Annotated in this window: 14 protein-coding genes; 5 read left to right on the forward strand and 9 right to left on the reverse strand. The window is 40.3% G+C overall.

The window, feature by feature from the left end; translation table 11 throughout:
• Positions 1 to 116 precede the first annotated feature (116 nt).
• The 9 genes from ACZ48S_RS04835 to ACZ48S_RS04875 all read right to left on the reverse strand — a co-directional run bounded on the left by ACZ48S_RS04835 (position 117) and on the right by ACZ48S_RS04875 (position 8,513).
• Positions 117 to 614 carry an HNH endonuclease gene (locus tag ACZ48S_RS04835; RefSeq protein WP_464211475.1) on the reverse strand — a complete coding sequence of 166 codons (498 nt, stop codon included), beginning with the start codon at positions 612 to 614 and terminating at the stop codon, positions 117 to 119.
• Positions 615 to 694: 80 nt separating this feature from the next.
• Positions 695 to 2,101, reverse strand: coding sequence for an ATP-binding protein (locus ACZ48S_RS04840; RefSeq protein ID WP_464211477.1), 1,407 nt, complete (start codon positions 2,099 to 2,101; stop codon positions 695 to 697).
• Positions 2,019 to 2,681 (reverse strand): DnaD domain-containing protein, encoded by a 663-nt coding sequence (locus tag ACZ48S_RS04845; RefSeq protein WP_464211478.1) that lies wholly within the window; start codon positions 2,679 to 2,681, stop codon positions 2,019 to 2,021. Before ACZ48S_RS04845 ends, ACZ48S_RS04840 begins: the two co-directional genes overlap by 83 nt.
• Positions 2,682 to 2,686: 5 nt before the next feature.
• Positions 2,687 to 4,051, reverse strand: coding sequence for a replicative DNA helicase (gene dnaB, locus ACZ48S_RS04850; protein ID WP_464211480.1), 1,365 nt, complete (start codon positions 4,049 to 4,051; stop codon positions 2,687 to 2,689).
• Positions 4,052 to 4,057: 6 nt separating this feature from the next.
• The gene (gene rplI / locus ACZ48S_RS04855) at positions 4,058 to 4,588 is read right to left on the reverse strand and encodes a 50S ribosomal protein L9 (RefSeq protein WP_464211482.1); all 531 of its coding nucleotides are present in this window, start codon (positions 4,586 to 4,588) and stop codon (positions 4,058 to 4,060) included.
• A complete protein-coding gene (gene trxB / locus ACZ48S_RS04860) occupies positions 4,524 to 5,465 on the reverse strand; it encodes a thioredoxin-disulfide reductase (protein ID WP_464211483.1) in 942 nt (313 codons plus the stop codon). Before trxB ends, rplI begins: the two co-directional genes overlap by 65 nt.
• Positions 5,443 to 6,468: a phosphate acyltransferase PlsX gene (gene plsX / locus ACZ48S_RS04865; RefSeq protein WP_464211485.1), complete on the reverse strand. Its 1,026-nt coding sequence runs from the start codon at positions 6,466 to 6,468 to the stop codon at positions 5,443 to 5,445. Before plsX ends, trxB begins: the two co-directional genes overlap by 23 nt.
• A gap of 51 nt (positions 6,469 to 6,519) precedes the next feature.
• Positions 6,520 to 7,317, reverse strand: a complete 798-nt coding sequence (locus ACZ48S_RS04870) for an acyl-CoA dehydratase activase (protein WP_464211487.1) — start codon at positions 7,315 to 7,317, stop codon at positions 6,520 to 6,522.
• 17 nt (positions 7,318 to 7,334) lie between these two features.
• Complete coding sequence (locus ACZ48S_RS04875) at positions 7,335 to 8,513, reverse strand: M20 family metallopeptidase (protein ID WP_464211489.1); 1,179 nt, start codon at positions 8,511 to 8,513, stop codon at positions 7,335 to 7,337.
• Between the two features lie 143 nt (positions 8,514 to 8,656).
• Between ACZ48S_RS04875 and ACZ48S_RS04880 the strand changes: the two genes are divergently transcribed.
• From ACZ48S_RS04880 to ACZ48S_RS04900, 5 genes are all read left to right on the forward strand, one after another.
• Complete coding sequence (locus tag ACZ48S_RS04880; RefSeq protein ID WP_464214562.1) at positions 8,657 to 9,868, forward strand: homocysteine biosynthesis protein; 1,212 nt, start codon at positions 8,657 to 8,659, stop codon at positions 9,866 to 9,868.
• A 6-nt stretch (positions 9,869 to 9,874) separates the two neighbouring features.
• Positions 9,875 to 10,285, forward strand: coding sequence for an NIL domain-containing protein (locus ACZ48S_RS04885; RefSeq protein WP_464211491.1), 411 nt, complete (start codon positions 9,875 to 9,877; stop codon positions 10,283 to 10,285).
• Positions 10,286 to 10,294: 9 nt separating this feature from the next.
• Entirely contained in the window at positions 10,295 to 11,020 is a 726-nt protein-coding gene (locus tag ACZ48S_RS04890) for a UPF0280 family protein (protein WP_464211493.1), read from the forward strand.
• A gap of 144 nt (positions 11,021 to 11,164) precedes the next feature.
• Entirely contained in the window at positions 11,165 to 11,380 is a 216-nt protein-coding gene (locus ACZ48S_RS04895) for a MerR family transcriptional regulator (protein WP_464211495.1), read from the forward strand.
• Between the two features lie 30 nt (positions 11,381 to 11,410).
• Positions 11,411 to 12,493, forward strand: a complete 1,083-nt coding sequence (locus ACZ48S_RS04900) for a type IV pilus twitching motility protein PilT (RefSeq protein ID WP_464211497.1) — start codon at positions 11,411 to 11,413, stop codon at positions 12,491 to 12,493.
• The last annotated feature ends 47 nt before the right edge of the window (positions 12,494 to 12,540 follow it).

Genomic DNA, 12,540 nt, shown 5'->3' on the forward strand with positions numbered 1-12,540 from the left:
TAACCCTTGCAACTGTCCGGGCTTTCCGGGATTATTCGGGAGACGACCTTGCTAAATGACGGTGTTGGGGCACCTAGAAATTACCGATCTGTCTCCCATCACCAGATATTTTACTACTAGTTAAAGATACAAGAAATTGCGATATCATAATACTTGAAAAAGATTAACATAACAGGTTTTCCAACATGACGTCTAGGTAAAGTCAATAATTTCATATGAGCCTGGGCAGGAGTGCGTCCGGCTTTTTTTCTATTACACTCTACGCAAGCCGTTATGAGGTTGTCCCAAGAATAGCCTCCGCCTTGAAATCTGGGAATAACATGGTCAATAGTGAGTGAAACTGTTTTCTCGCCACAATACTGGCAGGTATTGTTATCCCTAAGGAAGATACTTGCACGGCTCAAGCGAAACACTGGCATATGATATTTAATTTGGTGCTGCAATATGATAACCGAAGGAATTTGTAATGCTAGATACCCGGATCGGGCCATACCTAAACCATTCTCCAGCGTTTCTGCCTTTCCTTGGACCAATAACACGACAGCTCTTTTTACCCGACATATGTTAATAGGCTCATGGTTTTGATTTAGCACCAATACCGGATGATTGAGCATATATGCCTTATCTCCCTTACCATTATTAACTGTATGATACTAGATAATACGGCATAACCTATCTATTTTTATTTAAAAGTTTACTTTTTCCCATAGTTATTACGAGAAGATTTGCTTTTGTTGTTGGTAGAATGTTTGGCGTCACCACGATAATCTGGTGCTATAATATTAAATACCAAACTAAATTTATGGTCGATGAAGCGCGAGCTTATTGCCGGATCAATTTCCTCGAGAGAGGCTCTAGATGTTATAACTGTTGGCAACTGTGCGTTATATCTGTAACTAATTACCTGATATAACTTCTCCTGGGCCCAAGATGTTGTTGCATGCTCGCCAAAATCATCAAGTACTAAAAACTGTGTTGTTTTTACCCTGTCGAAAACCTCATCGTATGTCACTTTACTATCTGGAGAAAATGTAGATCTAAGATGGTCTAAAAACTCCGGTACGACCACAAAATACGCCGGTTTCCCCTCTTTATAACGATGATTTACTATTGATGATGCAAGATGGGTTTTTCCGCAACCAGTATCTCCCTGTAAAATGAGCCATCCTTCAGGTGATAAGGCAAAATCGTACGCTACCTTGTAAGCACGGGATAGATTTTCCCGCTCCTCAATTGGAAGATTTATTCGATCATGGTCAAAATTATCGAAATTCATTCCCATTTGGAGTTGGAGACTTGTTGGCCAACTTAGATCGGTATTCTCCCGGTCGCGTAACCGGAGTATCTTTGAATCGGAAAAACCAATAATTCGGTGTTTAAGGCGATCATCAAGATTATTCATTGAAATCGCCAATATCAAAACAGTGGGCAATTGCTGGTGTCTTCGATATGTGAGCAACTGGTCTAATTTTTCCCTGGTCCAATTGGTATCAGACTGAATTCCTATATCATCCAAAACAAGTACTGGGCATTTTTTTATTTGTTCAAAAGCATCTGGGTGGGATGATTCAGCATCATTGAGAAATCGGCCTCGAAACTCATCCATTAAATCCGGGGCAGACCTGTATAATACCACGCGGCCGGCTTCGACGAGTTTATTAGTAACAGCAGCTGCGATATGAGTCTTGCCTGTTCCTGAAGGGCCAGTAATAATCAAAAACCCTTCCGGTTTTTGACTAAATGCATAAGCCACCGATAATACTTCTTTATAACTATTTATTAAATCTTGATTGTGTAATCCTTCTTTTGGTATTAATGTATCAAAAGATATACCTCTAAGAGTACCTAAACCGGAATAATTTAACAGTTTCTTTAGCTTTTCGTCAGCAATTGTGTCAGTGCATCGACAAATAACAATACGCGTATAATCTATTTTTCCGGAAGATGTCTTGGGATAGACAAATTTAGCTCCGTGACATAGGGGGCAATTACTAAACGATCCCAACGGGCTCTTATCCTCATCTTTGGACAAAGCGCCCATATCTGCCTTTGACATATCTGTCGTGTTTTTTTTCATTATGTCGTTGATATGTTCCATCATCCTTGCCTTGTGCGACCCAATTATCTAATATCTTGTTTATATAACGCCAATTACGTTTATTATACTTTGCGGCCTCAGTAATAGCTTCTTTAATCCACTCCTCAGGATAAGTACTAAGCGCTAATTTCAATTCTTCAGCAATAATCGGTGTGATTAAACCAATATTGTTCTCATAAATACTGAAAATATCAGGGGGTTGTTTGGTTAATGGTAAATCTTTTTTTGGTTCAGTCTGCTGAGAAAGCTTTTTGTCATTAAGGTATTGTTGATTAGCCATTGTATTCAATAAATATAAATGGTCATGTTGTTCTGATTGTACTTTTAACAAAGTCTCATGTTCAGTAGCCTTATTAAGTGCTGAGGCAAGCTCCATTTCAGAAATCCAATTAGAACTCTCATATGCGAGTTCAGTTAACGTAGCATAACGATTTTCCCCTTTTTTTTCGGAGATTATCTTGAAAAACAATATAATAACTTTAAGTTCATCTAGATCATCTATTTTAGGTAATATTTTAGAAATAAACGGTTTTGGAATAGCAGTGTATTCGAAATTATCCTGAAAACCCTTAAATGTATCCATTACAATTATGTTATCTCTGTTACGGTTTGAAGGTTTTCGAATTTAGTTAACGCATGCCGGAATCTGACCTTAACTGTCCCAATCGGGCCATTCCGGTGTTTTGCAATAATAATATCGGCTATCTCTCTAGGAAATTCTTCGTCCGGATGCTGGATTGCCCATTCTTCCTCAGTCTTATAATAGACTTCTTCCCGATAGATAAATATTACAATATCAGCATCCTGTTCAATTGAACCACTTTCTCTTAAATCAGAAAGTTGTGGGTGATGACTGGGGCGTCCTTCTACAGCTCGAGATAACTGAGAAAGTGCTATTATTGGAACATTAAGCTCACGGGCGATGCCTTTTAGAGAACGGGAGATATAACTAATTTCTTGAACTCTGTTATCACCACGGTTATTGTTTGAATCACCCTGTAACAATTGCAGATAATCAACAATAACGAGATCAAGTTTGTGTTCAAAATCGAGTCGACGTACTTTTGCTCTTAATTCAGATATCCTTAGCTGTGGACTATCATCAATATAAATCGGAGCCTCAGAAAGACTACCTATAGCATGCATTATTTTGTTTTCTTCTTCCGGGGTAGCTGAACCTGGTTGGAAATATCTTATATTGATTCCGGCTTCTGCAGAGAGCAAGCGCTGCACTAAAGATTCTGAAGACATTTCCAAGCTAAATACTGCCGTACAGGCATGGTGATCCACCGCAGCATTTCGGGCAATATTCAAACCAAATGAAGTTTTACCCATACTGGGTCTACCGGCTACGATGACCAGATCACCTCTTTTCAATCCCCCAATATAATCATTAAGTCCATAGAAACCAGTAGGTACACTTTCTAACTGATTACGAGCAGGAGGTGGTTCAAGATATTTGTCAAGAACATTTTTAATATGGGTAAAATCGAGAGTTGTGCGTTCATTTCTTAAATTGAAAAGCAGGGCCTCTGAACGGGAAATTATGGCATTTGGGTCAGGGTCAGCAGTATAACCTAAATCAGAAATTTGAGTACCCGCATTGATAAGCAACCGTGATACAGACAAATTATAGACAATACGTGCATAATGTTCCGCATCAAGAGATGTCGGCACTACGCTGATAAGATGAGTTAGATACGCTGCTCCCCCAATTTTTTCTAAGCGCTGCTGCCTTTCCAGTTCCTGTGCAACAGTAATTTGATTGATAGCCGAACCGCGCTGAAACAAACCAAGTGCAGCTTCATATACATATTTGCCAGCTTCTGAATAAAAATCCTGCGGTTTGAGAAACGTTGCCAGTTCATAGATTGTTTTCCCATCAATAAGTAGGGAGCCGTTTACCGCCTCTTCAGCAGCGATATCATTTGGTGGCAATCGTTTTTCGGCCAAATCCGTCTATTTCTCCTTCGAGATCACTTTTATTCTAATTTTGGGTATGAGCGCAGCTGAAAGTTTTACAGGTACAGTAAATTCCCCAAGTTGTTTTATAGGTTCGTCTAATTCGATTTTGCGTTTATCAAGTAAATAGCCGGTTTCTTTATGCACCGCTGCTGCTATATCGGCAGAGGTAACAGACCCGAACAATTTATCACCCGTACCACATTTTCCCTGCACTTCAACAACAATATCATTAAGCATTTCTGCAGTAGACTCTAATTCTGCAGCAATTTTTGCTTGTTTTTTTTGTTCGGCATCTATTTTAGACCTAGTCAAAGCGGTGGCTTTATTAGTTGCTGCTGCTGCGAGCCCGGATTTGAGTAAGTAATTACGCGCGTATCCGTCTGGAACCTCTTTTATTTGTCCTTTTTTGCCGATATTAGAAATATCCTTTAGAAGAATTACTTTCATAACTTTAAAAATCTTATTCCTTGATACTTTGATTTTTGGACAGATAGTCTTGAGCATAAGTGGCAGCAGTTGCTCCATCACCAGCAGCAGTTACCACTTGCCTGGCTGAATTCTCCCTCACATCTCCCGCTGCGTATATGCCTGGAACATTGGTTTCCATCTTTTCGTTGGTTATAACTGCACCATATTTATTAAGATTTACTACACCTTTAAGATAATCAGTATTAGGGATTAATCCAACGGCAATAAAAACACCACCGACAGCTAAATCCGATTCTTTCCCATCTTTGACATTTTTAATTATTATTTTATTAACCGAATTTTCACCCATGATAGCGGTTACATCAGTGTTCCAAATAAAGTCTATTTTACTATCAGCTTTTGCCTTATCTTGTAATACTTGAGTGGCTCTAAGTTTATCCCGACGGTGGATAACATAAATTTTACTGGCAAAATGAGTCAAGTGAATTGCTTCGTTAAGTGCACCATTACCGCCTCCGATAACTGCCACAATTTTTTCACGAAAAAATGGCCCATCACAAGTAGCGCAAAAAGATACACCTCGTCCAACCAGCTCTTTTTCCCCGGGTATTCCAAGTTTGCGTCGTTCCGAGCCGCCGGCAATAATAAGAGCACTTCCGGCGAATTCCCCCAGAGGAGTGATAACTATTTTCTCAGAATCCTTGACTTTAATCCCGGTAACACCGGTTTGGATGTGCTCAACTCCGAATTTAACGGTCTGTTCATGCATTTTTTGAGTTAAATCATATCCATTTATGGGTTCTGAAATTCCAGGATAATTTTCAATTTCCCAGGCTTCAGCCATCCTCCCTCCAACTCCACTGCCTTCGATTATCGCAGTTTTTAGTTTAGCGCGAGCGGTATAAAGCCCTGCTGTCAAACCTGCAGGACCGCCACCGATTATTAAGATATCAAACCTTGATTTTATCGGCATTAACTTTAACCTCCTCAGCAATTAACTCCGGTATACGTTGTTCCACAGTACGCTTGGCTGTGAGAATAGCGTTTTTAATTGCTTTAGCCCTCGAACGTCCATGTGATACAACAACCGTTCCCTTTACACCCAGCAAGCAAGCACCACCATATTCTCTGAAATCCATTCCTTTGGCCATGTGCCCGATACCTACATCGGCTAACAGCGCTCTTCCTCTTAAGTGTGATGCTGAGGAAACTGCTTGTCCGACTTGTCGTAATTTAATTATAGAATCACCTAATCCTTCAAATGCTTTAATTAGAATATTTCCTGTATAGCCATCAACCACAATTACATCAGCGGTATCTTTTACAAGGTCATGCCCTTCTATATTGCCAATAAACTGGATATTCGGCATTTTTTTTAACAGTTGATGTGTCTCAACAACTAGCTTGTTACCCTTAGTTTCTTCACTTCCATTGCTCATCAATCCGATCCTTGGTGATTCGATACCCATGACATATTTTGCATAGATATTACCGAGTCGAGCAAATTCAGCGAGATGTAGCGGTCGGCAGTCAGAATTTGCGCCGGCATCAAGCAATAAGGATGGTGAATGGGGTACAAGTTTAATAATACTGCCCAAAGCAGGCCTTTCAATCCCGTCAATTTTTCCTAGGAGTAAATATGCGGCACATAATACAGCTCCTGTTGAACCGGCTGAAACAAAAGCATCTGCTTTCCCTTCTTTTACCATCATCGTCCCGATTGCTATTGAGGACTTGGGTTTATTCTTTAAAGCTTCGACGGGATGTTCATGAAAATCAATACTCTGTGGAGCATTTACTATTGACAGGTTAAGTTTTTTTCTGTGTTTACCTGCCTGGACATGCAGGACTGGTCGCTTGCCGACTAATATGATCTCTACGCCCTTGTCTTTTAATTCTTGTGCCGCTTTTATCGCACCTTTTACAATTTCATAAGGGGCGTAATCACCCCCGGAAGCGTCAACAGCGATTCGCATAATTCACCTTTCTTCTCTTAATATGAGTTTTGTTTAAATAATGGTTGTTAGCTATATATTATGCTCCAAATTGTACTTTAGTAGCAAGGCAGCTCCCAGAGCTCCTGTATATTCCGGGTTGTCAGCAAGTGTCAATTTGAAATTGAGAACAGATTCAAATGCTTTGACTATAGCCACATTTCTTGCCACACCCCCCTGAAAAATTACTGGCGGATTAATATTTTTGGCGCGCCCTGTATCTCTCAAATAATTTTGCACTAAAGTAAAACACATTCCATAAATAATATCTTTAAGCTTTTCGCCCGATTGCTGGGCACTAATCATATCTGTTTCAGCAAAAACGGTACATCTGCCTTCAATTCTCGTCGGTGACTCGCTGTTGATCGCCATGGCGGCAAAAGAGTCGATGGTGATACCCAACCTATTTGCCTGATGAGACAAAAACGCACCGGTTCCTGCAGCACACACTGTGTTCATTGAGAAATCTCTCACCATCCCATTTTCGAGAATAATTAGTTTGGAATCCTGACCTCCAATCTCGATTACAGTCTTTGCATCCGGATGGTAATGCAATGCTGCTATGGCCTGGCAAGTGATTTCGTTTTTTACAATCTTCGCTCCAAGCTTTTTACCTACTATTTCGCGTGCGCTTCCAGTAACTGCGAGAACCTTATCGAAATTATAGCTTCGTTTTGAAAAACCTGAAATTTCACTTAGTACTTCGCATGCTGCTTTCACAGGGTTGCCTTGGGTGGATTCACAAACTAGAAATTCAATATTGTTATCGCTATTTATTAAAACGGCTTTGGTATTAACAGAGCCCACATCAAGGCCTATAAAAAAATCCATAAAATTTTCTCTTCGGACTATTGGCTTTTAAAATCTTGTTTAACTCTTTGAATTAAATCCGGTGTTGATAATAAATCAGCTGCCGTCATCACGAGTGCTTTAGCAGCGTCTAACATGCTATTCAACCCTTTTTCCGAAGCCGCTGAACAGGCAAACTCTTTGGTATGACCGATAACATCTTTAGGTGCTATCTGAATAAATCCATGGAGACTTGGGACTCGTTGACTCACATTTCCCATATCCGTGCTGCCGAATGATTGTTCGGTATCCTCAAAAACTATTTGCCTACCCAGATTTTTCATGTTATTTAAAAAAAGGTTTCCCAACGTAGTATTATTTTTTAATGGTTCGTATGCGATAGGGTCCCATCTATATTTTAATTTTGCTCCGGTAGCTAATTCACCGGATCGAAAACAATCTAAAACTCGTTCTTTCAATTCATTCAGGTAATCAAGGTCAGAAGCTCGTATTAAAAAATTGCCGGAAGAATACCCCGGCACTATATTAGCTGCTTTCCCACCTTCAACTATGATGCCGTGAATGCGTGCTGTGCTTTCAATATGCTGTCTCAATGTAGAAATTGCCGTATAGGCAATAACCATTGCGTCCAATGCATTCCTTCCTTTTTGGGGCTCCGCGGCTGCATGCGCTTCCTTGCCGAAATATTCCACATAAAGAGTGATGCATGCGAGAGACTTTGTTGTTGCAGTATCAACCCCGGATTTTGGATGCACCATCATTGCAACATCAAGTTCATCAAAGATGCCCCTTTCGGTCATTATGATTTTTCCGCCAAAGAGTTCCTCCGCGGGTGTTCCAATAAATAGTATCTGTCCCCCATATTTGTCAATTAGAGACTTCGCAGCAACCGCGGCGCCTGCACTTGCTGTCGCTATTAGGTTGTGACCACAAGCGTGTCCCAAGTCGGGGAGTGCGTCATATTCACCAATAAACGCTATTATTGGTTTATCTTTTCCGTAACTGGCTTGGAATGCGGACTTCAGCCCTGCGATGTTTTTAACAATTGTAAAACCGTTATTTTGCATATATTTTGACAACCATTTAACTGCCTGAGTTTCTTCAAACCCGAGTTCTGGTGTCGAATGTATTCTAAGAGACAATTGCTTCAAGGCATCAGCGTTGCGCTTGATATTATTCTGCAAGTCAGTTTTTAGTAAATCTAAAGCATTATTCATAGGTTAATTATAGCTGAATGTAATACGAGGGGCTAATTAGACCAAATATAAAATATGTATTAGTGAATGCGCATTTTCCTTTACGCTTCTATCTTACCATGTTATATTTATACGCTAATCCCCTTCGGCAACAAGAGGTAATGATGACTAAGACTATTGAAGAAATAAACGATAAAATCCGCCGGAATAAGGCAGTAGTCTTTACAGCTGAAGAAATAATTAATGTTGTGAAAGAAAAAGGGGTTAAACAAACACTGCGTGAAGTAGACGTGGTCACAACTGGAACCTTTGGCCCGATGTGTTCATCTGGTGCTTATTTCAACATTGGACATACAAAGCCACGTATTAAATTAGGTGGCGGAAGTATAACATTCAATGATGTAACGGCTTATGGTGGTTTTGCGGCTGCAGATGTTATGCTTGGAGCCAATGCCTTGGCAGATGCCGACCCGAGAAATCATTTTCACCCTGGTGAATTCAATTATGGTGGAGGGCATGTAATCGAGGATTTAGTAGCCGGAAAGGATATTAAATTATGTGTCCATGCTTATGGTACTGATTGCTATCCCCGAAAAAAGTTGGAAACTTGGATCAATTTAAGGGATATTAACCAAGCTGTCCTATTTAATATGCGGAATTCTTATCAAAATTATAACGTAGCTGTTAATCTTTCCAACCAAACTATTTATACCTATATGGGAACGTTAAAACCCAATATGGGTAATGTTAATTATTGCAGTGCCGGCCAACTCTCCCCCTTATTAAATGACCCTTTATATAAGACCATTGGGATTGGCACAAAAATCTTTCTAGGGGGTGCTAACGGCTATATAGCTTGGCCAGGAACACAATTCAACCCTACAGTACCCCGAGGAGTTAATGATGTTCCAAAGCGGGGGGCTGGCACATTGGCTGTTATAGGTGATTTAAAAGAAATGAACGCTCGATACCTGATGGGCACCAGTATGCTGGGTTATGGAGTGACATTATCAGTTGGAATCGGTATTCCAATCCCGATTCTAAACGAAGACGTTTTGAGATATGTAATGGTAGATGATAGTCAAATTTACGCTGCGGTAATTGATTACTCAACCGCATATCCTAACAACAACCCGGATGTTGTTGCTGAAGTTAATTACAGGGAATTACGCTCAGGGAAAGTTCTAATCAATAACCGAAGTATTCCAACAGCATCACTTTCCAGTTATCCCAGAGCCAGAGAAATAGCTCATGTTTTAAAATCACGCATAGAATGTGGCAGCTTTGAGATAACTGAAGCAGTTGCGCCTCTTTGGAATAAAGATAGTTACCTTAAGCCAGGAAATCTAAACGAACGTCCAATCAAAGCCGAGTAAATTATTATGGCTATAACAAGTAAGAAAATTTCAATAAGATTCCCACGGCATTTAGTAAGCCAACCCGTAGTTTATCATTTAATCAAAGATTTTAACTTAGAATTAAATATTTTAAGAGCTGAAATCAGCAGTGAATTAGGCCATATGGTATTAGAATTAACTGGAAACCGCATCAACTTTGATAAAGGTATTGATTATATGCTAAAAACAGGTCTAATAATCGATACTCTATGCCATGAAGTTACCCGGAATGAGGAACGTTGTACCGATTGTGGAGCGTGTGTTGCTATTTGTCCGGCATCAGCTTTTTCAGTAAACCCGGATAGTTATGAAATAGAGTTTGATGAAAGCAAATGCCTAGTGTGCGGTACTTGTATTCAAGCATGTCCATCACGTTCAATGGAATTACACTTCTGAGGATTTGAAGTGTACCAAGTTCGTACGTATCGCCAAAAAGCGAAAAGCCCTGACCTTATATCATTTAGCATAAGTCTTAATGAAACTAATCTGTTTATCAGCGCCAGCAAAGCCTTGAAGAGGAAAACCAAGCGCTTAGCAGTCAAATATCGAAGAATTATTGAAGACTATATTCTAATCCACCCAGAGTTCCTAACATCGCTCAAGCCAGTTGAGGTCAGGAGCGATGCCCCTTTAATAATAAAAAATATGGCTGAAGCCGGATTCGCTGCGGGAGTTGGCCCTATGGCCTCAGTAGCCGGTGCTATCGCGGAATTTATCGGCAAAGACCTGTCAGACTTCGCTTCAGACCTGATTATTGAAAATGGTGGAGATATATACATTCAAAGTTCTTGCGACCGTATTGTTGGCATACATGCAGGTGACTCGCCTTTTAGCGGCAGAATCGGTATCGAAATTAGGTCTTCATATACCCCTTGCGGTTTTTGCACTTCGTCTGGCACCGTTGGGCACTCATTATCATTTGGTAAGGCGGACGCTGTTACTATTGTTGCTCTTTCTGTTGCAAAAGCAGATGCGATTGCCACTGCTTGCGCGAACATGGTCTATACCGAAGACGATATAGGCCGTGCCATAAAGTTTGCTTCCGGTTTTATAGATGTTAGGGGGGGAGTAATTATTGTGGGGGGTAAAATTGGGGTATTTGGGGATGTTAAACTAACAAAAATTGATTGAATAATTCATATTTACCTCAAACTGGGACTCGTTGTAATTAAAAAATAGTACTTTAGTAATCTGCACAGTACTAAATACCTATTTACCAATTTCTATATTATGCTGTAAAGTATATCCGAATATAGCCGTGTAAGGTTTAATAGTATGACGTTAGTATTACAGGGTATTAAATATTACCGTACCGCCGAAGTTTGTGAAATAGCGGGAATAAGCCGTACAACTCTTTTCAGGTGGCTGAAGAACGATTTACTACCGGAGAACGTTGCTCGCGATCGACGGGGTTGGAGATTATTTACCGAAACTGATGTAGAATTGTTGAAAGCTGAAGCAAACCGGATAGATGACTCGGCAAGTAGTTAACATAATAATCCTAAGATTTCAGGGGATAATATGTCACAGATTGATGAATGGCTCAGGATACTGGTAGAGCAGGGAGGATCAGACCTACACCTTAGGGTCCCTAGCTCCCCGGTAATACGGGTTGATGGTGAATTGGTCATTTTGGAACAGTATCCCAGCATAAAAACAGCTGATCTTGAGCTTATTCTTGATGAAATCGCTAAGCCCGAGCAAAAAGAAACATTCTTACGTGAAAAAGAATTGGATTTCGCTTATGGTATTGCGGGTCTTGCCCGTTTTCGAGTTAGTGTTATGCGACAAAGAGGCTCTTTGTCTATGGCTTTCCGACAAGTTCCGTTCCAAGTATTGTCTATGGAGAAATTAGGAGTACCTCTGATATGCAAGAACCTCATAATGAAACCAAGGGGTATGATTTTAGTGTGTGGGCCCACCGGGTCAGGTAAGTCAACAACTATGGCAGCTATGGTTGATTATCTTAATCAAAATGTTGCCCGTAACGTAATTACTATTGAAGATCCTATCGAATATTTACATTCGAACAAAAAATGTTTGATTGCCCAGCGTGATTTAGGCGACGATACAAAAGCCTTTGCTGTTGCCTTGAAACACGCTTTAAGACATGATCCGGATGTTATTGTTGTCGGGGAAATGCGAGATTTAGAAACAATTTCTACAGCGATTTCTGCAGCTGAAACCGGCCATCTTGTGGTGGGAACATTACACACCACAGATGCAGCGCAAACAGTTGATCGTGTAATAGATATTTTTCCGCCGTCCCAGCAACAGCAAGTACGTTTACAATTTAGCCAAGTACTTGAAGCGGTGTTGGTTCAGACTTTGGTACCCAAACTGAATTCTAAAGGAAGGGTGCCGGCTTTCGAGGTAATGACAGCCAACTCAGCTGTGAGAAACCTTATTAGAGAGCAAAAAACCCACGAACTCACAAACGTAATTCAGCTCTCAGGCAAAGACGGAATGATGACACTCGACCAATCTCTTGCTGATTTAATGCGGAAAAACTTAATATCAAAAGAAGATGCGCTACTCAAAAGCAGTCATCCTGACAAACTACAAAAATTGTTACAATACCAAGCAACTGCGGGTTTTAGGTAGAATTTTTTATTTCATTTGTGTTTTCGTTGATCTTCTGAGTATTATGA

It is taken from the genome of Dehalogenimonas sp. NIT-SK1, from assembly GCF_055384165.1.

Excerpts from the sequence above, each read along its gene's own strand:
- ACZ48S_RS04835 (WP_464211475.1), bottom strand. The coding sequence starts at position 614 with ATGCTCAATCATCCGGTATTGGTGCTAAATCAAAACCATGAGCCTATT.
- ACZ48S_RS04840 (WP_464211477.1), bottom strand. The coding sequence starts at position 2,101 with ATGATGGAACATATCAACGACATAATGAAAAAAAACACGACAGATATG.
- ACZ48S_RS04845 (WP_464211478.1), bottom strand. The coding sequence starts at position 2,681 with ATGGATACATTTAAGGGTTTTCAGGATAATTTCGAATACACTGCTATT.
- rplI (WP_464211482.1), bottom strand. The coding sequence starts at position 4,588 with ATGGAGCAACTGCTGCCACTTATGCTCAAGACTATCTGTCCAAAAATC.
- trxB (WP_464211483.1), bottom strand. The coding sequence starts at position 5,465 with ATGCCGATAAAATCAAGGTTTGATATCTTAATAATCGGTGGCGGTCCT.
- plsX (WP_464211485.1), bottom strand. The coding sequence starts at position 6,468 with ATGCGAATCGCTGTTGACGCTTCCGGGGGTGATTACGCCCCTTATGAA.
- ACZ48S_RS04870 (WP_464211487.1), bottom strand. The coding sequence starts at position 7,317 with ATGGATTTTTTTATAGGCCTTGATGTGGGCTCTGTTAATACCAAAGCC.
- ACZ48S_RS04875 (WP_464211489.1), bottom strand. The coding sequence starts at position 8,513 with ATGAATAATGCTTTAGATTTACTAAAAACTGACTTGCAGAATAATATC.
- ACZ48S_RS04880 (WP_464214562.1), top strand. The coding sequence starts at position 8,657 with ATGACTAAGACTATTGAAGAAATAAACGATAAAATCCGCCGGAATAAG.
- ACZ48S_RS04885 (WP_464211491.1), top strand. The coding sequence starts at position 9,875 with ATGGCTATAACAAGTAAGAAAATTTCAATAAGATTCCCACGGCATTTA.
- ACZ48S_RS04895 (WP_464211495.1), top strand. The coding sequence starts at position 11,165 with ATGACGTTAGTATTACAGGGTATTAAATATTACCGTACCGCCGAAGTT.
- ACZ48S_RS04900 (WP_464211497.1), top strand. The coding sequence starts at position 11,411 with ATGTCACAGATTGATGAATGGCTCAGGATACTGGTAGAGCAGGGAGGA.